This window comes from Pseudomonas sp. GT1P32, assembly GCF_054897805.1.
In genome coordinates this window covers 4,556,595-4,578,768 of the sequence record NZ_CM142704.1, presented here as the reverse complement: position 1 = coordinate 4,578,768, position 22,174 = coordinate 4,556,595, and the positions used below count along the sequence as shown (strand labels likewise).

At 58.8% G+C, this 22,174-nt stretch carries 20 protein-coding genes; 12 read left to right on the top strand and 8 right to left on the bottom strand.

All coding sequences use genetic code 11. The annotated features are described in order from the left end of the window. The first annotated feature begins 10 nt into the window (after positions 1-10). From gmk to ACYZUC_RS20895, 5 genes are all read left to right on the top strand, one after another. Entirely contained in the window at positions 11-631 is a 621-nt protein-coding gene (gene gmk / locus ACYZUC_RS20915) for a guanylate kinase (RefSeq protein ID WP_008030603.1), read from the top strand. A 167-nt stretch (positions 632-798) separates the two neighbouring features. After that, positions 799-1,062, top strand: a complete 264-nt coding sequence (rpoZ, locus tag ACYZUC_RS20910) for a DNA-directed RNA polymerase subunit omega (protein ID WP_008030604.1) — start codon at positions 799-801, stop codon at positions 1,060-1,062. A 57-nt stretch (positions 1,063-1,119) separates the two neighbouring features. Next, positions 1,120-3,225 carry a bifunctional GTP diphosphokinase/guanosine-3',5'-bis pyrophosphate 3'-pyrophosphohydrolase gene (spoT, locus tag ACYZUC_RS20905; protein ID WP_008038056.1) on the top strand — a complete coding sequence of 702 codons (2,106 nt, stop codon included), beginning with the start codon at positions 1,120-1,122 and terminating at the stop codon, positions 3,223-3,225. 25 nt (positions 3,226-3,250) lie between these two features. Beyond that, the gene (locus ACYZUC_RS20900) at positions 3,251-3,631 is read left to right on the top strand and encodes a RidA family protein (protein ID WP_003229509.1); all 381 of its coding nucleotides are present in this window, start codon (positions 3,251-3,253) and stop codon (positions 3,629-3,631) included. A 71-nt stretch (positions 3,632-3,702) separates the two neighbouring features. Continuing rightward, positions 3,703-4,443 (top strand): putative periplasmic lipoprotein, encoded by a 741-nt coding sequence (locus ACYZUC_RS20895; RefSeq protein WP_192228198.1) that lies wholly within the window; start codon positions 3,703-3,705, stop codon positions 4,441-4,443. Between the two features lie 141 nt (positions 4,444-4,584). On the opposite strand, the gene ACYZUC_RS20890 is transcribed toward ACYZUC_RS20895, so the two are convergent. After that, positions 4,585-5,442: an SDR family oxidoreductase gene (locus tag ACYZUC_RS20890; RefSeq protein ID WP_461990105.1), complete on the bottom strand. Its 858-nt coding sequence runs from the start codon at positions 5,440-5,442 to the stop codon at positions 4,585-4,587. A gap of 188 nt (positions 5,443-5,630) precedes the next feature. On the opposite strand from ACYZUC_RS20890, the gene exbB reads away from it, so the two are divergent. From exbB to ACYZUC_RS20860, 6 genes are all read left to right on the top strand, one after another. Beyond that, positions 5,631-6,599 carry a tonB-system energizer ExbB gene (gene exbB / locus ACYZUC_RS20885; RefSeq protein WP_223415113.1) on the top strand — a complete coding sequence of 323 codons (969 nt, stop codon included), beginning with the start codon at positions 5,631-5,633 and terminating at the stop codon, positions 6,597-6,599. A gap of 6 nt (positions 6,600-6,605) precedes the next feature. Further along, the gene (gene exbD / locus ACYZUC_RS20880; protein ID WP_008030611.1) at positions 6,606-7,034 is read left to right on the top strand and encodes a TonB system transport protein ExbD; all 429 of its coding nucleotides are present in this window, start codon (positions 6,606-6,608) and stop codon (positions 7,032-7,034) included. Continuing rightward, positions 7,031-7,777 carry an energy transducer TonB family protein gene (locus tag ACYZUC_RS20875; RefSeq protein WP_461990102.1) on the top strand — a complete coding sequence of 249 codons (747 nt, stop codon included), beginning with the start codon at positions 7,031-7,033 and terminating at the stop codon, positions 7,775-7,777. The genes exbD and ACYZUC_RS20875 overlap by 4 nt, the downstream gene beginning before the upstream one ends. 269 nt (positions 7,778-8,046) lie before the next feature. Continuing rightward, complete coding sequence (locus ACYZUC_RS20870; RefSeq protein WP_008030615.1) at positions 8,047-8,976, top strand: hydrogen peroxide-inducible genes activator; 930 nt, start codon at positions 8,047-8,049, stop codon at positions 8,974-8,976. 9 nt (positions 8,977-8,985) lie between these two features. Continuing rightward, on the top strand, positions 8,986-11,061 hold the full coding sequence (gene recG, locus ACYZUC_RS20865) for an ATP-dependent DNA helicase RecG (protein WP_461990100.1): 2,076 nt from the start codon (positions 8,986-8,988) through the stop codon (positions 11,059-11,061). A gap of 78 nt (positions 11,062-11,139) precedes the next feature. Further along, positions 11,140-12,540, top strand: a complete 1,401-nt coding sequence (locus ACYZUC_RS20860) for an aminoacyl-tRNA deacylase and HDOD domain-containing protein (RefSeq protein WP_008030618.1) — start codon at positions 11,140-11,142, stop codon at positions 12,538-12,540. 140 nt (positions 12,541-12,680) lie between these two features. On the opposite strand, the gene ACYZUC_RS20855 is transcribed toward ACYZUC_RS20860, so the two are convergent. Continuing rightward, entirely contained in the window at positions 12,681-13,943 is a 1,263-nt protein-coding gene (locus ACYZUC_RS20855; RefSeq protein WP_461990098.1) for a hypothetical protein, read from the bottom strand. A gap of 162 nt (positions 13,944-14,105) precedes the next feature. After that, a complete protein-coding gene (locus ACYZUC_RS20850; RefSeq protein WP_461990096.1) occupies positions 14,106-14,480 on the bottom strand; it encodes a helicase in 375 nt (124 codons plus the stop codon). Between the two features lie 334 nt (positions 14,481-14,814). Between ACYZUC_RS20850 and ACYZUC_RS20845 the strand changes: the two genes are divergently transcribed. Then, a complete protein-coding gene (locus ACYZUC_RS20845; protein WP_461990094.1) occupies positions 14,815-15,198 on the top strand; it encodes a DUF6124 family protein in 384 nt (127 codons plus the stop codon). A gap of 190 nt (positions 15,199-15,388) precedes the next feature. Here the strand turns inward: ACYZUC_RS20845 and ACYZUC_RS20840 are convergent, their stop codons facing one another. The 5 genes from ACYZUC_RS20840 to ACYZUC_RS20820 all read right to left on the bottom strand — a co-directional run bounded on the left by ACYZUC_RS20840 (position 15,389) and on the right by ACYZUC_RS20820 (position 22,154). After that, entirely contained in the window at positions 15,389-18,004 is a 2,616-nt protein-coding gene (locus ACYZUC_RS20840) for a T6SS phospholipase effector Tle1-like catalytic domain-containing protein (protein ID WP_461990093.1), read from the bottom strand. Next, positions 17,989-18,582 carry a DUF3304 domain-containing protein gene (locus ACYZUC_RS20835; protein ID WP_461996738.1) on the bottom strand — a complete coding sequence of 198 codons (594 nt, stop codon included), beginning with the start codon at positions 18,580-18,582 and terminating at the stop codon, positions 17,989-17,991. Before ACYZUC_RS20835 ends, ACYZUC_RS20840 begins: the two co-directional genes overlap by 16 nt. A 124-nt stretch (positions 18,583-18,706) precedes the next feature. Next, on the bottom strand, positions 18,707-19,270 hold the full coding sequence (locus tag ACYZUC_RS20830; protein WP_461990091.1) for a DUF3304 domain-containing protein: 564 nt from the start codon (positions 19,268-19,270) through the stop codon (positions 18,707-18,709). Next, positions 19,270-20,076, bottom strand: a complete 807-nt coding sequence (locus tag ACYZUC_RS20825) for a DUF4123 domain-containing protein (RefSeq protein WP_461990089.1) — start codon at positions 20,074-20,076, stop codon at positions 19,270-19,272. The genes ACYZUC_RS20830 and ACYZUC_RS20825 overlap by 1 nt, the downstream gene beginning before the upstream one ends. An 11-nt stretch (positions 20,077-20,087) precedes the next feature. After that, positions 20,088-22,154: a type VI secretion system Vgr family protein gene (locus tag ACYZUC_RS20820; protein WP_461990087.1), complete on the bottom strand. Its 2,067-nt coding sequence runs from the start codon at positions 22,152-22,154 to the stop codon at positions 20,088-20,090. Between the last annotated feature and the right edge of the window lie 20 nt (positions 22,155-22,174).

Sequence of the window (22,174 nt, the reverse complement as noted above, 5' to 3'; positions counted from 1 at the left end):
CAAACCCGACATGACCCACAGCACCGGCACCCTGTACATCATTTCCGCCCCCTCGGGCGCGGGCAAGAGCAGCCTGGTCAAGGCCCTGACTGACGCTGATGCGGAGATCCGCGTCTCGGTCTCCCACACCACCCGCGCCATGCGCCCCGGTGAAGTGGACGGCGTGAACTATCACTTCGTCGAACGCAGCGAGTTCGTGAAGATGATCGAGCACGGCGATTTCCTCGAGCGCGCCGAAGTATTCGGCAACCTCTACGGCACTTCGCAAAGCCACCTGCAGCAGACCCTGGACGAAGGCCACGACCTGATTCTGGAAATCGACTGGCAAGGCGCCGAGCAAGTGCGCAAGTTGATGCCACAGGCCCGTTCGATCTTCATTCTGCCGCCGTCCCTGCAGGCCTTGCACCAGCGCCTGACCAATCGCGGCCAGGACAGCGACGAGATCATTGACGGCCGCATGCGTGAAGCCGTCAGCGAGATGAGCCACTACGTTGACTACGACTACCTGATCATCAACGACGATTTCGCCCATGCCCTGCGCGATTTGCAGGCGATTTTCCGCGCCAATCAGCTGCATCAGAAGCGCCAGCAGCAGCGCAACGGCAAACTTTTGGCTGAATTGCTCGGCTAAACAGCTCTTCCCAAAACCGCTGCAAGGGCTTTACATTGGCACTTGCAGCGCGTTGAAGGGCTTGGTCAAAAAATCAGCGCTTCCCTAATCGCTGGTGATTTTTTAAACTGTTGAGTCCGCTCGCCCAACCGGGCAGCGCGCATATTGCATTCGCTCCGAGGAATACCATGGCCCGCGTAACCGTTGAAGACTGCCTAGAACACGTGGAAAACCGCTTTGAGCTGGTCATGCTCTCTACCAAGCGTGCCCGTCAACTGGCCACCGGTGGCAAAGAGCCGCTGGTTCAGTGGGAAAACGACAAGCCTACCGTTGTAGCGCTGCGTGAAATCGCTGAAGGCCTGATGAGCTACGAGTTCATCGCCGAGCAAGAAATCGTCCAGGATGAACCGCTGTTCGCAGCGTTCGAGGACGAGTCCAACGAGGCCGTCTAAGCCTATGCCTGGTCGACGTAGCACGGCGCGGGGTCACAGCGAACGGCAGGAGTCATCATGCCGAGCATAGACGCCCTCGCCGATCGCTTATCGACCTACCTCGGCAAGGACCAGGTCAACCTGGTCCGCCGAGCGTACTTCTACGCCGAACAAGCCCACGACGGCCAACGCCGCCGCAGTGGCGAGGCGTACGTCACGCATCCTCTTGCGGTGGCGAATATTCTTGCCGACATGCACATGGACCATCAGAGTTTGATGGCTGCGATGCTGCATGACGTGATCGAAGACACCGGTATTGCCAAGGAAGCGCTGCAAGCGCAGTTCGGCGAAACCGTGGCCGAACTGGTCGATGGCGTCAGCAAGCTGACCCAGATGAACTTCGAGACCAAGGCCGAAGCCCAGGCCGAAAACTTCCAGAAAATGGCCATGGCCATGGCACGCGACATTCGCGTGATCCTGGTCAAACTCGCCGACCGCCTGCACAACATGCGCACGCTGGAAGTCCTGTCCGGTGAAAAACGCCGGCGGATCGCCAAGGAAACCCTGGAAATCTATGCGCCCATCGCCAACCGGCTGGGCATGCACGCCATCCGCATAGAATTCGAAGACCTCGGCTTCAAGGCCATGCACCCGATGCGTTCCGCGCGGATCAACCAGGCGGTCAAACGCGCCCGGGGCAACCGCAAGGAAATCGTCAACAAGATCGAAGAATCCCTCGGCCACTGCCTGGCCATCGATGGCATCCAGGGCGAAGTCAGCGGTCGTCAGAAACACCTCTACGGCATCTACAAGAAAATGCGCGGCAAGCGTCGGGCCTTCAACGAGATCATGGACGTCTACGCGTTCCGGATCATCGTCGACAAGGTCGATACCTGCTACCGCGTGCTGGGTGCTGTACACAATTTGTACAAACCGCTGCCGGGGCGCTTCAAGGATTACATCGCGATCCCCAAGGCGAACGGCTACCAGTCGTTGCACACCACGTTGTTCGGCATGCACGGTGTTCCGATCGAGATCCAGATCCGCACCCGTGAAATGGAAGAGATGGCCAACAACGGCATCGCCGCCCATTGGCTGTACAAATCCAGCGGCGACGAGCAGCCCAAAGGCACTCACGCCCGCGCCCGCCAGTGGGTCAAAGGCGTGCTGGAAATGCAGCAACGCGCCGGCAACTCGCTGGAATTCATCGAAAGCGTGAAGATCGACCTGTTCCCGGACGAGGTCTACGTGTTCACGCCCAAAGGCCGGATCATGGAGCTGCCCAAAGGCTCCACGGCGGTCGACTTCGCTTACGCGGTGCACACCGACGTGGGCAACAGCTGCATTGCCTGTCGGATCAATCGTCGTCTCGCGCCGTTGTCCGAACCGCTGCAAAGCGGCTCCACGGTCGAGATCGTCAGCGCCCCCGGCGCGCGGCCGAACCCGGCATGGCTCAACTTCGTGGTCACCGGCAAGGCGCGAACCCATATCCGCCACGCGCTGAAACTGCAACGCCGCTCCGAATCCATCAGCCTCGGCGAACGCCTGCTGAACAAGGTCCTCAACGGTTTCGACAGCGCCCTGGACAAAGTCCCGGCCGAGCGCGTCAAAGCCATGCTCACCGAGTACCGCCTCGAACTGATCGAAGACTTGCTCGAAGACATCGGCCTGGGCAATCGCATGGCTTACGTCGTCGCCCGCCGCCTGCTCGGCGAAGGCGAACAACTGCCAAGCGCGGAAGGCCCGCTGGCGATTCGCGGCACCGAAGGCTTGGTGCTCAGCTACGCCAAGTGCTGCACGCCGATCCCGGGCGACCCGATTGTCGGTCACCTGTCGGCGGGCAAAGGCATGGTTGTGCACCTCGACAACTGCCGCAACATCAGCGAAATCCGCCACAACCCGGAAAAATGCATCCAGCTCTCGTGGGCCAAGGATGTCACCGGCGAATTCAACGTCGAGCTGCGCGTCGAGCTGGAACACCAGCGCGGCCTGATCGCACTGTTGGCCAGCAGCGTCAACGCGGCCGACGGCAATATCGAAAAAATCAGCATGGACGAACGCGATGGTCGCATCAGCGTGGTCCAACTGGTGGTCAGCGTGCACGACCGCGTGCATCTAGCTCGCGTGATCAAGAAACTGCGCGCACTGACCGGGGTGATCCGCATCACCCGCATGCGCGCCTAAGCCAACCTATTACAAGGAGTCATTCATGACCAAGACTGTTATCACCAGCGACAAGGCCCCGGCCGCCATCGGCACTTACTCCCAGGCGATCAAGGCTGGCAACACCGTTTACATGTCGGGTCAGATTCCTCTGGACCCAAAAACCATGGAACTGGTTGAAGGCTTCGAAGCCCAGACCGTCCAGGTGTTCGAGAACCTGAAAGCCGTGGCTGAAGCCGCTGGTGGTTCGTTCAAGGACATCGTCAAACTGAACATCTTCCTCACCGACCTGAGCCACTTCGCCAAGGTCAACGAGATCATGGGCAAGTACTTTGACCAGCCATACCCTGCCCGCGCCGCCATTGGCGTAGCTGCCCTGCCAAAGGGTTCGCAGGTTGAAATGGATGCCATTCTGGTCATCGAGTAATGCGTTCGGCGCAGCCCGAAAGGCTGCGCCAATGCCGTATGTATAAAAAAGCGTTTTGAAAGGATTCCACCATGCGCACTGCGCTTGCTGTCTCGCTGGTCGCCCTGTTCTTGGGCGGATGTGCCAGCAACCCTGCCGACCGTGACATCAGCGGCACCTGGATCAATCAGGTGGCGATCGATGCTGCGTCCAAAGGCGGCCCCCTGCGCGAAGCGCTCCAGGCTTATGGTCCGAACCTGGAATGGGATGTCAACACCAAGGCCGGTCAGGCCCGCTACACCAACGGTTTTGAGAACGTCGAAGGCAAGCTGCTGGGCGAAGCGTCCGGCGCCTGGAAAGTCGACTTCTACGGCAGTTCCGCCAGCGAGCTGAAGCGTGACGGCAAGCAACTGGCCCAAGTCGCCAGCGACAACGAACCCGCACAGGTCTTCGACCGCGCGCTGATCCCGGTGCCGGATGGCGCACCGATTGGCGCGAGCTTCGAACGCGCGTTGTATTCTGCTTATATGGGCGGTAGCTGGAAAGTCGTCAGCGGTCCTGGCGAAGGCAGCTCCGTGCAGTTCCAGGCCGACGGCCAGGTAACCGGTTTGCCGGGTGCAGATCGCTACGCGCTGTGCCTGGCGGGCGATTGCGCGTCGATGAGCGGCGGCAATGACAACATGTGGTTGCAACTCAAGGGCCAGGGCAACACCTGGATCTTTGCGCGCAAGGGCAAGGAACTGGAGATCCTCCAGGCTGTGAACACCGCGCAGGCAGACGAAATGCCGCAGTTCACGCCGGGTGATCGCAAGTGGTTGCTCGAGAAGCAGTAACCCGGCTCAAGAGCCAACGCAACACCAAATGTAGGAGCGAGGCTTGCCCGCGAAGGCGATGTAACAGCCGACATAGATGTTGGCAATTATGACGCCTTCGCGGGCAAGCCTCGCTCCTACGGTGTTGTGGGGGACGGGAAATCAGCAGCGGCCTTCGAGGATAGCGGCGTACCCTTCGCGATAGCTTGGGTACTTCGGCACCCAACCCAAGGCCTTCACCCGCGCATTGGTGCACTGCTTGCTGCCCGTGCGCCGCACACTCGCATCGTCAGCCCATTCAGTCACGCCCAGATATTCACGCAACCAATCCACCACTTCGGCCAGCGGTGCAGGCGCGTCGTCGACGCCGATATAGACGTCATCCAACGCCACACCGCGCCGATCCGCCTCAAGCAGAAACGCCATCAACCCAGCCGCGTCATCCGCGTGAATCCGATTGCCGTACAACGGCGGATCAATCGCCACGCGATATCCGCGACGAACCTGCGTCAGCAGCCATTCGCGACCCGGGCCGTAGATGCCGGTCAAACGCACAATGCTTGCCGGGATGCCACTGTTGAGTGCCACTTGCTCCGCCTCCAGCATCAGTCGACCTGAATAGCCGGCAGCGATGGTCGGCGACGTTTCGTCGACCCACTCGCCGTCCTGCTGGCCGTAAACACTGCTACTGGAAACGAACAGCAGGCGATTGGGCACCTGGCCGTAGTCGTCCAGCCACTCAAGCACATGCTGCAAGCCCTCGACATAAGCGGCGCGGTAACCGGCTTCATCGTGATCGGTGGCTGCCGCGCAATACACCAGGTAATCCACCGCACCGACCGGCCAGGTTTGCGGGCAATCCTTGTTGAACAAGTCACCGGCAACGCCAATCACCCCCTCGGGCAGGCGCGAGACGTCACGACGCAGGCCATGGACCTCCCACCCTGCGGCCAGCAATTGTGTAGCCAGACGACTGCCGACATCACCGCAGCCGGCGATCAAAACAGAAGGCGCGGACATCAAAAAACTCCTATCGGAAAGCCACAGACTAGCGCCGGCAATGGACGAGCGGCTAGCAATGAAGGAAAAAAAGATACTCTATTACTTCTGTTAACAAGAATTACTTGCAATAATGCCTGCCACTTTTGTTCTCGGCCTTCGAGGCCTGGAAGAACATTTACCGTCTTTTTCTCTCAGGTCCGGCCAGCATGACACGCAATCAACTCCCCGCTTCGCCAACCAATCGACCTCGCGCCTGGAGCGCGGTGGCCGCCCTGTTGCTCAGCCTGATGCTGGCGCCAACCGCCGCCTTCGCTGACGCACAAGCCCCGGCCACCCCAGCCGCCGCCACCGCGCCCGCTCCCGCCGACCACTCTGCCGAACACGCCGCACCGGTTGCCACCGATCCGGCCCAGGCCGTAGACGCTGCTGGTGAAGACGCGCCGCAAGTCCTCGAAGCCGACAACAGCCTGGGCATGGCCCATGACCTGTCGCCGTGGGGCATGTACCAGAACGCTGACATCATCGTGAAAATCGTGATGATCGGCCTCGCCATCGCGTCGATCATCACCTGGACCATCTGGATCGCCAAGGGCTTCGAGCTGATGGGCGCCAAACGTCGTCTGCGCACTGAAATCGTCCACCTTAAGAAGGCGGCCACCCTCAAGGAAGCCAGTGTAACGGCAGCCAAGCCCGGCACCCTCGCCAACCTGTTGGTGCACGATGCGCTGGAAGAGATGCACCTGTCGACCAACAGCCGCGAGAAAGAAGGCATCAAGGAACGTGTCGCCTTCCGTCTCGAGCGCCTGGTCGCAGCCTGCGGTCGCAACATGAGCAGCGGCACCGGCGTACTCGCCACCATCGGCTCTACCGCGCCGTTCGTGGGCCTGTTCGGCACCGTGTGGGGCATCATGAACAGCTTCATCGGCATCGCCAAAACCCAGACCACCAACCTCGCCGTCGTAGCTCCCGGCATCGCCGAAGCCTTGCTGGCCACCGCGCTGGGCCTGGTGGCCGCGATTCCAGCCGTTGTGATCTACAACGTGTTCGCCCGCTCCATCGCCGGCTACAAGGCGCAAGTGTCCGACGCCTCGGCAGAAGTCCTGTTGCTGGTCAGCCGCGACCTCGACCACCAGCCTGAGCGCAGCTCGCAACCGCACATGGTGAAAGTGGGGTAATCGGCCATGGGCCTGCATTTGAAAGAAGGCGCAGACGACGATCTGGCCGAGAACCACGAAATCAACGTCACGCCGTTCATCGACGTGATGCTGGTGCTGTTGATCATCTTCATGGTGGCCGCTCCGTTGGCCACCGTGGACATCAAGGTCGACCTGCCTGCCTCCAGCGCCAAACCGGCGCCGCGGCCAGAGAAACCGGTGTTCCTCAGCGTCAAAGCTGACCAGCGCCTGTTCCTCGGCGAAGACGAAGTGAAAGCCGAAGCACTCGGCGCCACGCTCGACGCCAAGACCCAGGGCAAGAAAGACACGACGATCTTCTTCCAGGCCGATAAAGGCGTGGACTACGGCGACCTGATGAGCGTGATGGACAACCTGCGCGCTGCCGGCTACCTGAAGGTCGGTCTGGTCGGACTCGAGACGGCAGTGAAGAAATGATCACGACGCGCCATAAGCTGACGCGTTACGGCGGTAGCCTGGCCGTGGTGCTGGGCGTCCATGCGCTGGCCATTGCGCTGGCGCTGAACTGGACGTCGCGCCCACCTATCGAGCTGCCGCCGCAGGCGATGATGGTCGAGTTGGCGCCGGTTCCGGCACCGCCTCCTCCGGCACCGCCGAAGGTGATAACGCCGCCACAACCACCTGCTCCGGTGGAAGAGCTGCCGATCCCGAAGCTGGCCGAAGTGCCTAAGGCAGAAATCACCGTACCGAAGCCGGTCAAACCCAAGCCCAAGCCTCAACCGCCCAAGCCTGTGGAGAAAAAGCCGGAGCCGCCGAAGGAAAAACCGTCCGAGGAAAAACCGAGCGAAGCGCAACCGACCCAGGCGCCGACGGAGAAATCCGCTCAACCGGCACCGGGCCCATCGCCCGCGCAGCAAGCGGCCAAGGCCAGTTGGCAAGGCACCCTGCTGGCGCACCTGGCCAAGTACAAAAAGTACCCGGCCAGTGCACAGGCGCGGGGCAAGGAAGGTTTGAACCGTCTGCGCTTCGTGGTGGATGCCGAAGGTAACGTGTTGTCGTTCGAACTGGTGGGCCGTTCGGGCAACGCCGATCTGGACCGGGCCACCCTGGAAATGATCAAGCGTGCTCAACCGCTGCCCAAGCCACCGGCCGACATGCTGAACAACGGCTCCATCGAAATTGTTGCACCGTTTGTTTACTCGCTGGAACGCCGCCGCTAAAGAGAACCCTGTAGGAGCGAAGCTTGCTCGCGAAAACGGTATGTCAGTCGAATCATTCGTGAATGACATACCGCTTTCGCGAGCAAGCTTCGCTCCTACAGATTCTGTGGCGGTAACAAGATTTGTAAAAGGCACCCGAAAGGTGCCTTTTGCATATCCGCCAGCGGCAAACGCGCATTGCCCGGTGTCACTCGACACACTCTCTCTGATAACGTGCGTCTATCGATTGCAGCCGGTATGCTTGGCCCGCAACTTCATGGACGCTCGCTATGACTCTTACAGAATTACGCTACATCGTTACCCTCGCCCAAGAGCAGCACTTTGGCCACGCGGCCGAGCGTTGCCACGTCAGCCAGCCGACCCTGTCGGTGGGCGTGAAAAAGCTTGAAGACGAACTCGGTGTGCTGATTTTCGAGCGCAGCAAGAGCGCCGTGCGCCTGACCCCGGTCGGCGAAGGCATCGTGGCCCAGGCGCAGAAAGTCCTGGAACAGGCCCAAGGCATCCGCGAACTGGCTCAGGCCGGCAAGAACCAGCTGACCGCCCCGCTGAAAGTCGGCGCCATCTACACCGTCGGCCCGTACCTGTTTCCGCACCTGATTCCGCAACTGCACCGGGTCGCCCCGCAGATGCCGTTGTACATCGAAGAAAACTTCACCCACGTGCTGCGCGACAAACTGCGCAACGGCGAGCTCGACGCGATCATCATCGCCCTGCCGTTCAACGAAGCCGACGTCCTGACCCTGCAGCTCTACGACGAGCCGTTCTACGTCCTGATGCCGGCCCAGCACCCGTGGACGCAAAAAGAATCCATCGACGCCGCCCTGCTCAACGACAAGAGCCTGCTGCTGCTCGGCGAAGGCCACTGCTTCCGCGATCAAGTGCTGGAAGCCTGCCCGACCCTGACCAAAGGCAACGACGGCGCCAAGCACACCACGGTGGAATCCAGCTCGCTGGAAACCATTCGCCACATGGTCGCCTCGGGCCTTGGCATCTCGATCCTGCCGCTGTCGGCGGTCGACAGCCATCACTACGCCCCCGGCGTAATTGAAGTGCGCCCACTGACCGCGCCAGTGCCGTTCCGCACCGTGGCCATTGCCTGGCGCGCGAGCTTCCCGCGTCCAAAGGCCATTGAAATCCTCGCTGACTCCATTCGCCTGTGCTCGGTGGCCAAGCCGCCCGCGCCGGTGGCTGCGGCTTAAGTCGCTGTCATGACCGAGTTGTCGCAAGTGTCGGTCACGGCACTCAAGGGTGTCGGCGAGGCCATGGCCGAGAAACTGGCCAAGGTCGGCCTGGAGAATCTCCAGGACGTGCTGTTTCACCTGCCGCTGCGTTATCAGGACCGCACTCGTGTAGTCCCGATCGGCCATCTGCGACCGGGGCAAGACGCCGTGATCGAAGGCACCGTCAGCGGCGCCGACGTGGTCATGGGCCGGCGTCGCAGCCTGGTCGTGCGCTTGCAGGACGGCACCGGCGGGCTCAGCCTGCGCTTCTACCATTTCAGCAACGCCCAGAAAGAAGGCCTCAAACGTGGCACGCGGATTCGCTGCTACGGCGAAGCGCGGCCCGGTGCGTCGGGGCTGGAGATCTACCACCCGGAATACCGCGCCCTCACCGGTGACGAGCCGCCGCCCGTGGATGAAACCCTGACGCCGGTGTACCCGCTCACCGAAGGCCTGACCCAACAGCGCCTGCGCCAGTTGTGCATGCAAACCCTGACGATGCTCGGCCCGACCAGCCTACCGGATTGGTTGCCGAACGAACTGGCGCGGGACTATCAACTGGCGCCGCTGGCCGACGCGATTCGTTACCTGCATCACCCGCCGGCCGATGCCGACGTCGACGAACTCGCCCTCGGCCATCATTGGGCGCAGCACCGTCTGGCCTTTGAAGAACTGCTGACCCATCAACTGTCCCAGCAGCGTCTGCGCGAAAGCATGCGTTCCCTCCGCGCGCCGGCGATGCCGAAAGCCACGAAGTTGCCGGCTAAATACCTGGCCAATCTGGGCTTCGCACCGACCGGCGCCCAACAACGCGTCGGCAACGAAATCGCCTATGACCTCAGCCAGCACGAACCGATGCTGCGCTTGATTCAGGGCGACGTCGGCGCGGGCAAAACCGTGGTCGCTGCCCTTGCCGCGCTGCAAGCGCTGGAAGCCGGTTACCAAGTGGCGTTGATGGCGCCGACCGAGATCCTCGCCGAGCAGCACTTCATCACCTTCAAGCGCTGGCTCGAACCGCTGGGCATCGAAGTCGCGTGGCTGGCCGGCAAGCTCAAAGGCAAGAACCGCGTGGCCGCGCTGGAACAGATCGCCAGCGGCACACCGATGGTGGTCGGCACTCACGCGCTGTTCCAGGACGAAGTGCAGTTCAAAAACCTCGCGCTGGTGATCATCGACGAACAGCACCGCTTTGGCGTGCAACAGCGCTTGGCGCTGCGGCAGAAAGGCGTCGGCGGTCGCATGTGCCCGCATCAGTTGATCATGACCGCCACGCCGATCCCACGCACGCTGGCGATGAGCGCCTACGCCGACCTCGACACCTCGATCCTCGACGAACTGCCGCCGGGCCGAACCCCGGTCAACACCGTGTTGGTCACCGATACCCGGCGCGTCGAAGTCATCGAACGGGTACGCGGCGCCTGCGCCGAAGGGCGTCAGGCCTATTGGGTGTGCACGCTGATCGAAGAGTCGGAAGAGCTGACCTGCCAAGCGGCGGAAACCACCTTTGAGGACCTCACCGCCGCCCTCGGCGAGTTGAAGGTCGGGTTGATTCACGGCCGTATGAAGCCTGTGGAAAAAGCCGCCGTGATGGCCGAATTCAAGGCCGGCAACCTGCAACTGCTGGTCGCCACCACCGTGATCGAAGTCGGCGTCGACGTGCCGAACGCCAGCCTGATGATCATCGAAAACCCCGAACGCCTCGGCCTCGCGCAGTTGCACCAATTGCGCGGCCGCGTCGGTCGGGGCAGCGCCGCCAGCCATTGCGTGCTGCTCTACCATCCGCCGCTGTCACAGATCGGCCGTCAGCGCCTGGGCATCATGCGCGAAACCAACGACGGTTTTGTCATCGCCGAAAAAGACCTCGAACTGCGCGGCCCCGGCGAAATGCTCGGCACGCGCCAGACCGGCCTGCTTCAATTCAAGGTCGCGGACCTGATGCGCGACGCCGATCTGCTGCCCGCCGTGCGCGACGCCGCCCAGGCATTGCTGGAGCGCTGGCCGGATCACGTCAGCCCGCTACTCGACCGCTGGCTGCGCCACGGGCAGCAATACGGCCAAGTGTGAGCACCGTCGCAGTTTCTGGACCCTGCCCTTAAACAAGCTGGTTATACTCCTGCAATTGTTTGAATACGGATACAGACCATGACTGAAGCTGCCCTCGTCCCCGAAACCCCGCACGCTCCGTCTGTTATTCGGCTGCTGCTCGCCAAACTGGGCATCGCCTACGAAGAAGTCCTCGACCACCACGGCCTGAACGCCTCGCGCAAAGTGCAAGCGGTGCTGCTCGACGACGCCGTGGGCGCGCTGATGGTGCTGTTCCCGCAAAGCCAATTGCTCGACCTCAACCGCCTCGCCGAACTGACCGGCCGCCGCCTCGCCGCCGTGTCGACCGAGCGCCTGGAAAAGATGCTCGGCAAACACAACCTGAGCCTGCTGCCCGGCCTGCCGGCGCTGACCAGCTCGCCCTGCCTGTACGAAGAAAGCCTGCTGCGCGAACCGAAGTTGCTGATCAACTCGGGCGAGCCAGGTGTGTTGCTGGAAATCACCAGCGAAGCCTTCAAGACCATGCTGACCAAGGCCAGCGCCGCCAACTTCGGCGAGAACGTGAGCAGCATCCGTCCGAACCTCGACCGCCCCGACGATGACCGCGAGGAAATCACCCAGGCCGTTCAAGCGTTCACCGCGCGACGCATCCAGCAGCGTCTGGAAGCCACCATCGAAATTCCGCCGCTGGCCGAGACCGCGCAGAAAATCATCAAACTGCGCGTCGACCCCAACGCCACCATCGACGACATCACCGGCGTGGTCGAAACCGACCCGGCCCTGGCCGCACAAGTCGTCAGCTGGGCGGCGTCGCCGTACTACGCCTCGCCGGGCAAGATTCGCTCCGTTGAAGACGCCATCGTCCGCGTGCTGGGCTTCGACCTGGTGATCAACCTGGCGCTGGGCCTGGCCCTGGGCAAAACCCTCAGCCTGCCCAAAGACCACCCGCAACACACCACGCCGTACTGGCAACAATCGATCTACACCGCCGCCGTCATCGAAGGCCTGACCCGCGCCATGCCGCGCGCCCAGCGCCCGGAAGCCGGCCTGACCTACCTCGCCGGCCTGCTGCACAACTTCGGCTACTTGTTGCTGGCCCACGTGTTCCCGCCGCACTTCTCGCTGATCTGCCGCCACCTGGAGGTCAACCCGCACCTGTGCCACAGCTACGTCGAGCAACACCTGCTCGGCATCAGCCGCGAACAGATCGGCTCATGGCTGATGCGCTATTGGGACATGCCCGATGAGTTGGCCACCGCGCTGCGCTTCCAGCACGACCCAAGCTACGACGGCGCCTACGCTGAATACCCGAACCTCGTGTGCCTGTCCGTGCGCCTGCTGCGTAGCCGCGGCATCGGCTCCGGCCCGGATGAAGACATCCCCGACGCCCTGCTGGAACGCGTCGGCCTAACCCGCGACAAAGCCAACGACGTCGTCAGCAAAGTCCTCGAAGCCGAAGTGTTGCTGCGCGAACTTGCGTCGCAATTCACCCAGGCCTAAAAACATCGTCGGAACGCCGCCCGGACCAAGCCTCGCTCCTACAGGAATCACGAAACCCTGTAGGAGCGAGGCTTGCCCGCGAAGAATGCAACTCGGTCTACCTGATACACCTCAAGTTTAAGACTTGATCTCACTCAGCGTTATCCCAAGTAACGCACCGCATAATCCAGGGAAATAACCCCGAGAATAACGATTTTGTTATCTGCCGTTAATGCTCTGTCGAGATACTGCGAACTCCAGGACTCTCGGAAGATGGCCCAGCCAGTACCCCCAAACGTCAAATCCAAAAACCCATTAAGGTCATAACGCGCAACCACTATGTAGCCATCCTCGCCCAACCCAGTGACGACGATCATTTTTTCCCGCTGAAAAGCACACTCATGAAAAGACAACCGCGCCAGGAAATCAGCATATAGCGGCTGTCCCTTGTTGAAGACCTGATTGAAACTGCCGCTTCGGTTAAGAACTATTAACAATCCTTCACGTGCAGTACCCGTGTTCGAATAACCAGACGCCACGATCACATCATCACGACTTACCGCGATAGAAGTGAGCAAAGACCGTCGACCGTCATCTCCGTTGACGACGGTTACTGTCCCGTTGTTACCGAATGCACTATCGACATTTCCTTTTCCGTCATAGCGGGTCAGAAAAACATCTCCCTCGGGAGGGCCACCACTAATGACGAACGCACCAGCAACCAGCACACCATCCCCGTGCACGGCCAATGCCCCAAAGCGTACGAAAGAATCGGCGCCTGGCTTCTCCATCAATACATAACCGCCGTTGAAACTCGTGTCCTTAGTACCGTCCTTTTCGTTCAGACGATATACAACTGCAGTGAGGGGTGCCTGGGAACGAATGCCGGAGCTCAAATAAATTTTTTGTTCCTGATCCGAGACACTCAACCAAGGGCTACCGAAAAAGATGAAATCCCCAGTCGCGCCCTCTTCACCGCCATGAAGAAAACTGGCACCTTCGCCAATTTCGGCAATATCCGAGGCTTTAAGCGTGACGATGCCGTTCTCACCAAAACGAGGTACCAATTGGCCGTCCGCAGACAGCCGAGCGACATACAAGTTGTCGGGGGTCGAACCGGTCTCGGTGCCCACGATCAGAAATTCGCCACTGGCAAACAAATACATTTGAGTCGGAAAAAACCTTCTTGACCCAACAGCGATTTCACGCGAACCGCCACTCCCAAACGATTCATCAGGCACTCCAGCCTCAGTCAAGCGTGTCACTATAAGTGGCGCTGAAACGGCTGTTTTTGAAGCAATGAGTAACTTCTTATCAGGTAAAGCGAGCACTGTTCGTACTCCTTCCAGAAGTACCGCCACGCCTGCGTCAGCAAAGGTTTTATCGATAGTGCCCGGCCCATTTAGTGCTGTTACCTGATTCATGATCGTGCTCCCTGGATGAAAACATTCAGTAAGGAATCTCGATCTCAGTTGAGCACGACGGAACAGCTGCCATCACCTGTCAGAAATTACAGCGCGATGGTCCTTGCAAGCCAGACAAGTGGCCCATTGAGCCGAATCAACGAACATTATTTTTTAACTCGCTTATGCAGTTTTCCGAGGCTTCAAATACTTGGTCAACCCCTGGAACCAGATCACCAGCGCCGGGTTGCCCTTGATCTGAATCGACTTGTCCTGAATCCCCGTCATAAACGCCAATTGCTTGTTCTTCGCCTGCATCGTGGCAAAGCCATACGCCGCATCTTTAAAGGCAATCGCAAACGCCGGCTCGGCATACACGCCCGACTTACTGGTAATGCGCTGATCCTTCACAAAGAAATGCCGCGCCACTTTCCCGTCCAGGGTCTGCAGCTGGAACACCAACTCCTTGTCACCCAACTGCTGCTGAAACGCAGGATTAGTCCGACTGGCCTTACCCATCAACAAACCCAGCATCCACAGAAGAAAACGAAATTTCATGCGCACAGCCTCAAGAGAAAAATGAACGGCCGGCGCAGTGTAGCGGCTTCGAGCGGGAACGCCACTATTGCGTAGTGTTAGAAGAAGATGCCGTAGTTTTTGACGCTGATGACTACCAAGTCATTGACGAAACGCTGTTGTTTAAAAGCTGAGGTTTTTTGGTCTTTCTACGCTCGGGGCTATCGGATATTTCCTTCAACACGTGGCGCTGTTCATGAACTAGGCATCCCTAATCTTCATCGATAACCTTTGCTCGTTGCCGCGAAATCAGCGACCGGATGTGCAAGTCCGAAATCGGAGAAAAACAATTCATTAACTCCAAGGATTTACACCTATGACCAATCCGACATCCAAATCGCCCGAAAATGAAGCCACTTCCCCCTACGAATCCTTGGATTCCAAAAAACTCCACGAAGCCACCGAGCGTGCCCTCGACCATCACTTCGGCACAACTGCGGATAAACCATCGAAATCCCGCAAGGGTGCGCTCTTCATCGTCGCTCCCGATCTCCACACCGAAACCCTCCTGGCCAATGCCTCCGAAGACCTGCTGTCCATCAGCGCCATCGCCGCCGACCTGGCCGACGGTGTAGAAGGCTCCCGCCGCTCAGTCGCCCTGGCCCTCAGCAGAATGGCGGACGGTGTGCATCTGTTGGTGGAGCGAGCGCTGGACCACATTGATTCGCCGCCCCCGGAAGAGCATCTGGCCAAGGCGTAAGACTGAACTGGCTGACCAAGCAAACAAAAACGGCCCCGATTGATGTTGCCAACAATCGGGGCCGTGTTCTTTTCTGGCTCAGGAACCCGGGCAGGCCTTTGGTTACTTCACTTCAAAACAGGCTTTGCCAGGGTAATTGGGCACCAAACTAAAAGGGCGGCCCACCAGAGCCGCCCTTATCTTTGTACAGCTACACGTTCTTTTCAGACGACTTCAAGTTACTGGCCTGATCAGCCACCAAATCTAGCCAGCCACCGGGCTTGTCCTCTTCGTTCGCCGAATTCGCCAGCATACCGGCCAATGCACCCACGTCTTTCTTGCGAGCAGCTTCGACTGCTTCAAGCGCCTGATGGGCTACCAGAATTTTCTGCAGCGCCGGGGTGTTCGCGGTTGCTTCGGTCAATGGTTTCAGTGGTGGCAAGGCTGCGACTTTGGCAACCAAATCACCCGGCGCCTTCGTGAAGGTCCGTAGAGAGTCCAGGTTATCGAGCATTGGAATTGCAATACCGGTAAGCGGATCGAACGCGCTGATCTCAGGCAAACCAACCTTCCCGGTAAGAATAGGACGAGCCACGTTCATGAGAGGGAGTGCCAGCAACATTCGCGGATCACGCTTTTTAATGCTCAAGCCAATACTGGCCACCGCGATACCGATACCGATGACGCGACCCGCTGTGGCAACCAAAGACAGTTGCTTGTTGGACTCGTTATCGAAATGCACCAGACGTATGCGGAAGTAATCCGTAAAGGGTTCGCGGGGACCAATGCCGGATGTGTTCATAAACCATGCACGAGAGTCGTGAACCTGATCATCGAACAGTGCAACCAAGTCTTCCTGGCCCTGCCGTACTTTGTTTGGTGCGCTGAACATCTCCTTGTAACGCGCCGTGCCATTGTCGTACAGGTAGTTGTACTCCTCGGCCTCATCCTCCTCATTGATCGCGTAGACCGTGCCGCCAACCAACATATCAATGATCGTGCTGCCGATTTTCCAGTCATCCAAAATGCCCCATTCTTTGAGGTAGTCATGGCGGAATTCGGCAGCAGCACCCAATAGTTGTACTTGGTCTAGGGGCGGATCGAAGGCTTTTTCCAAACGAATGTTGTCGACCTTTTCCTGGCCTCCGACAATCTGAACATTCAGTTGATATTCTTTTTCCTGCGCCTCGGTATACGTCGGCAGCGGCTGCCCTTGGGCGGCGGCAGCGGACTCAGCGGAGCGACGTGCATAGATCGCTTTCCATGCATCCTGTTGAGCCACGGGCATGTCTTTGTCGACGTTCGCAAAGAAACCACGCTGCGCCAGGCCACCGGCATAACGGTCGATGCGCCAGCCTGTAAGTAGTGCCTGCTCTCGTTTGATCATTTCTTCGAGGGTGCCGACTTTGACTTGAGACTGCCACGCGTTGAAGCGCTTGATCAGCTCGTCTGAAACGTTGAATTCGATCTCCGTATCAGGGGCCATAACACGCCAGATTTCATGAACGTCGGGTTGACGTGCCGGCTCGGGGACTTGCAAAGGTGCGCCTGCTTTAAAAGCTTCCGCGTATAGATGATGAAGCGGAATCTGCGATACCAAATAATCTGTACCCGGTAGTGCCTTACCCTGATTACCAGGTGAGTAACCGCCACCTACATCGGAGTGCACACCGGGGTACAAAAATTCTTCGGTTCCACTTCGATAACTGGATGCTTGTGTATCATCTCGTTGGCCCGCTGAGTTTTTGGGCCTGCGCCGAATAGAGTCCAAGGGAAAGCTGGCACGCTGCTCATGCGCCGATACCAAATGAACGCAACGTTTTAAAAAGTGACAGTCATCTGGCAAAGCAGTGCTCATGCACTTTTCTATAGCTTCATCAGGTAGGCGCATTGTGTCATCAGCCCAACCCATGTGGCCGGCGGCAAAGGGCATGCTATCCGCCATACCCACTGCCGCAACCGTGTCGCAGATGCCCAGAAATTCTATAGAAATAGGCAGTCCGGCAAAGCGGTATTCAGTTTGGCCATCGCTACCAGTGCAACGCGTCAATGTTTGCAGCCAATTGGCGAATGTCCGGGCTTGCGCGGCACCACGCGAAAATCCATACACATACAATCGCATAGCGAGAATATGAGGTTTAACTTCGGCATCGACGCGTTTTTTCAACGCGTCTTCCAGTTTCTGAATCTCAGGTCGCATTGCTGCTTCGCGTTTTTTTTCTCCATTGGCCAAGAGACCACCGGTGAGCGCAGTCACTAGTCCAGTAGACATGGCATCTATCAGTCCGCGCATTTCAGGTACGCTGAGACCAGTCGATTCCAGTGTCTGCTTCAACGCATCGAGTAATCGAGTGAGTCCCCAGTTGATTCGGTTCTCACCCCCACTCGCAAACATAAGCCCACCATCGCTAGGCGTGTATTCGAGTATGTCAGGGAAAACCGTGCCTACTCCGGGGCTGTAGTAACGGAAATATCCTTGCTCCTGAGCTGAACTGATTCCGCCAATACTGGCATGGAACATTCGAGCAATATTGCTACGCGAGGACGGTGTCGATGCACCATCTGCCTGGTCATTGTTGTTGGTACCATCGAATGCAATGGTGATATGCAGGGACTTGCTGCAAGGTGGACCGCTTTGAATATTGCCTTTAGCCTGCAACAACTTTCGCTGCTGATTTCCAAACGCGGCTTCATCGCGTTTTTGCAATTTAATATTTTTCGTTAACTGTCCTGGTTCTCTTGGCAATCGTCGAGCCAATGGAAAGTTTGGCGCAGCAAATGCGCTAGCAGGTTTAGGAGCACCTCCTGAACTCAAAAACTCGGACATACGGAGGACTCCTTCGAATTGAAATAAGCTCTATCTGGATAATCGGGGTGTTCCGGTGTATAGCACGTAGTAGAAACACGAACTTTATCGCAAGGCAGGAAATGAACCTGCAACGCACAAAACTTATCGTCATATTTAGGAATATCAACGACTGCTTTGTGATGAGTGTAGTTAGCGGCATGACGACTGTAATCGCCAGACTCGATTTGACCGTATTTATCCCGTTTTATAGCTGCACGCGGGGCCGGATCACTTTCCCACTCAACAATGGCTTTTAATCCTGGATTCCAGCTTCGAGGTAGCGTGGTACAACAGGTTTGTGAACTTAACCCTCCTTGATACGGGCCTATATTAGGCCCTCCAGCGCCATTCACGGTAAATCGGTTGATGTTGCTAGATGTATGGTTATAGCCCGAGACCGGGGTGCCTAGCATCTCAGACTGTGCTTGACATGCACCTAAGTTCAACACACCAAAAAACAACAAAAAGACATTGGCCAATCGGTGGTTGTTAGAGAACCTAATGTTGGGTACACATTGAGCGATCAAGCTATAACCTCGATAGAAAAAACTTAGCATCAACGCCGTGAAAAATTGCAGACTGCTTTCCTTATTTATACACCTAGACATATATTTGGCCGCTCCATATTCATCGGACAATTAATTAAACATCCGGAAACCCGGGATTGATGCTTGTGCAGGATCAAAGAATCAGACATGAAGTCAGCTCCTCAACCTGAAAATATGTTTTATCGGGATAGTTCGGATTTGAAGGCGTGTAGCAAGTTGTCGAAACCCGCACCTGATCACACGGCAAAAAATGAACCTGCAACGCGCAGACGCTTTCGCCGTATTGGGGAATATCAACAACCGCCCTGTGATACGAATACTTTTGTCTTTGTTCAGCCATGCGCTTCCTCCATGCGTCGGAGTAAGGACGCTCGCTCCAGGTACTGGAAGAACCGGGTTCAGGATCCTTCTGCCACTCGACGATTGCCTTCAGGCCCGGTGTCCAATGGCGAGGAAGCGCTCCACAGCAGACCTCACTGCCACCACCGTGGTGAGGCCCGATATTCGGACCACCAGCGCCATTCACAGTAAATCGGTTTATCGATGCGGACGTATGGTTGTAACCCGTCACCGGTGCCGCCAGCATTTTCGATGGAGCACTGCTGCAACCACTCAACATCACCACACCCCCTAACACCCACCCACGAACCCGCCAAGAAGACCTCATCTCCCCCGGCCCACAAACAACCCCACTCATCAAATCAACGCCTTCGGCGGCTCATCAATCACAAACGGCGAATTCTCCACCAACCACTGTTCAATAAACGGTTCCCGCTCTTCCGGTTCCTTCAACCCCTTCTGATTCGCCGCGATCTGGCTGCGATACAAATGGCGAATAAGCCCCTCATTACGGCTCAAGCCGTAGTTTTGCGGCACGGCGCAGCGGTCGATGCGGTAGGCGTCGGCTTCGCTCCAAGCGAGCAGGTTGGCGACTTGGGGGTGGTCGAACATGACGGGGCCGTTGGCCGGTGTGGGGGCGTGGCGGACGTAGTTGCCGGGCAGGCTTTGCGGGTGTTGATCGCGGTCGAGCCAGTGCCAGGAGATGACGGCGGCGTGGAAGGCGTTGCTTTGTACCGGGGTCAGGGTTTCGGCGACGGGCAGCAGCATGCGCGGGTCGTAGTAGCGCAGCACGCCTTCGGAGCGGCCCTGGTTCCATTTTGCCTGGGTGTAGCCGCGCAGGTGTTCGGCCAGCGCATCGAACGCCCAAGGGCTGAACAGGGCGACGACGTGTTTGTTGCAGTCGACGGCGCTGATGAAGGTTTTCAGCCAGGCGCGTTGGGCCGTGTCGACGCGCAGCAGCAGCGGGCCGAAATCGGCGATGGCGACTTCCGGGGTGTTTTCAAACAGCTTGGCCAGTTTTGGCCCGTCGGGCTGCTCCGCCAGTTCTTGCAGCAGCGGGTAGTCGAGGCTGGTGGCGTCGATCAGCAGGTCGAGGTACGGCTGTTTCAGTTGCTGGGCGTTGACCCATAACTCATCCAGCCAGTGCACGTTGCTTGTGTACATGAAGTCGTCCTTTATCGTGCGGCCAGGGCCTGGGCGTTACGTTTGGCCCGGGCCAGGCATTCCTTGCAAACCGGGGGCGGCGCCATCGGTGCGTTGCCGAGTGCCTGAGGCGGCACGGCGCCGGCGATGTCCTTGTCCGCTGCACCTGGCAGTATCGGCGGTTTGATGCCGATTCCGGTCCCCGAGCCTGCCGAACCGCCGGCATTGATCTTCACAATCGGCCCGACCACGGTCACGCCACCGGCATCCAGTTTGATGAAGCTGCCGCCGCCCTTGATGGTCAGTTCCGAGCCGGCCTCAATAACAATCTTCGCCCCGGCCTTCAGGTGAATCTCTTTCCCGGCGCTGGTCAGTTGAGCGGTGCCGAGCTTCACATGCTGGTTCTGCCCAATCGTCAGGTGATCATCCACCCGCGTCTCAACCTTGCGATCAGCAATCGTGGTGCGGTGCTCTTCAGCCTTCAGCTCGGTGTAGGTGTTCTTCACCACCGTGTCGTGCCGCTCATTCCCGACGCGAATCTTCTGGTCGTGCTCGATGTTTTCATCCCAGTCGCGCTGGGCATGGATGAAGATCTGCTCCGCGCCTTTCTTGTCCTCAATCCGCAGTTCGTTGTACCCGCCGCCGCCCGGTGAGCTGAGGGTTTTGAACACGCTGCGCGTCTTGTTCGCCGGCAGGTCGTAGGGAACCTGGTTTTCCTTGTGGTACAGGCAGCCGGTCACCAGCGGTTGGTCGGGGTCGCCTTCGAGGAAGGTGACGAGGACTTCCATGCCGATGCGCGGGATGACGATGGCGCCGTAGCGGTCGCCGGCCCAGCTTGAGGAGACGCGCATCCAGCAGCTGGTTTTGTCGTCGGCCTGGCCTTCGCGGTCCCAGTGGAATTGCACTTTGATGCGGCCGTATTGGTCGCAGTGGATTTCTTCGCCGGCGGGGCCGGTGACTTTGGCGGTCTGGCTGCCGAGTACGCGGGGCTTGGGGTGTTGCAGCGCCGGGCGGTAGAACACGGCCCACGGGGTGGCGAGGAAGCGGTTGCGGTAGCCCTGATGGAAGTCGTCTTTGTTGTCGGTGGTGTCGCTGGTCACGGACTCTTCGAGGACTTGCGGCTGTTTGCCTTCGTGGACGATTTCGGTGAGCAGCCAGAGGTCGTTCCACTCGGTGCGTGGGTGGTCGGACATTTCCAGGAAGTGGCCGCTGATCAAGCGGGTCTGGTCGCCGTGGCCTTCGGCTTGCTGGTAGTCGGCGCGGTGGCGTTCGAGGACGCGCTGGCTGAGGAATTTGCCGCGCGCGCGGTCGAGGAAGCGGCCGGGGTAGTCGTAGTCTTCGAGGTCTGGTTCGTCACTCTGAACATCGGGTTTGTAGGCAGCTTCGAGTTGCAGTCGTGGTTTTTCGAAATCGTAGTCGCGGCGCGTGGTGCGACTGGTGCGGGTTTCCAGGCGCAGTTTGAAGCCTTTGATCACCGGTTCGTCGGCGACCATGCCGCTGCCTTGCACATAGGCCGTCGGCTGGCCGAGTTTCGGGAACACGGTCTGGTCGTCACCGAACACCAGCAAGTGAGCTTTTTCGCTGTGCTGGAAGTGGTAGTGAATGCCTTCTTCTTCGCACAGGCGCTGGACGAAGTGCAGGTCGGTTTCGTCGTACTGCACGCAGTAGTCGCGGTCCGGGCATGGCTGGCTGAGCTGGAAGTTGTAGGCGTTGCCCTTGATGCCGTGTTCTTCGAGGATCAGTGCGATGATTTTCGGCGCGGACATCTGCTGGTAGATGCGCTGGTTGGTGCGGTGATGCAGGTATTGCAGGTGCGGCACCAGGGAGACTTTGTAGCGGGTCAGGCGTTTTCCGGCGTCACCTTGGGCGACGCGGTAGATCTGGCCGTGGATGCCAGAGCCCTGCGGGTCGAACGCGAGGAATGCCTGTTTGTGCAGGAGTTTTTCCAGGTCCAGATCGGGGTTTTCGCTGACCAGTTCCAGGTCGAAACGATACGGCTGGCTGATGCCTTCGGTGCCGGTGAACGACAGCACTTGCAGGTCGCCGACGTAGTCTTCCACAGTCAGGCTGAAGTGCGTTTCGTTAGCTGAGTTGAACATTGCTTGCTCCCTGTTCGGTA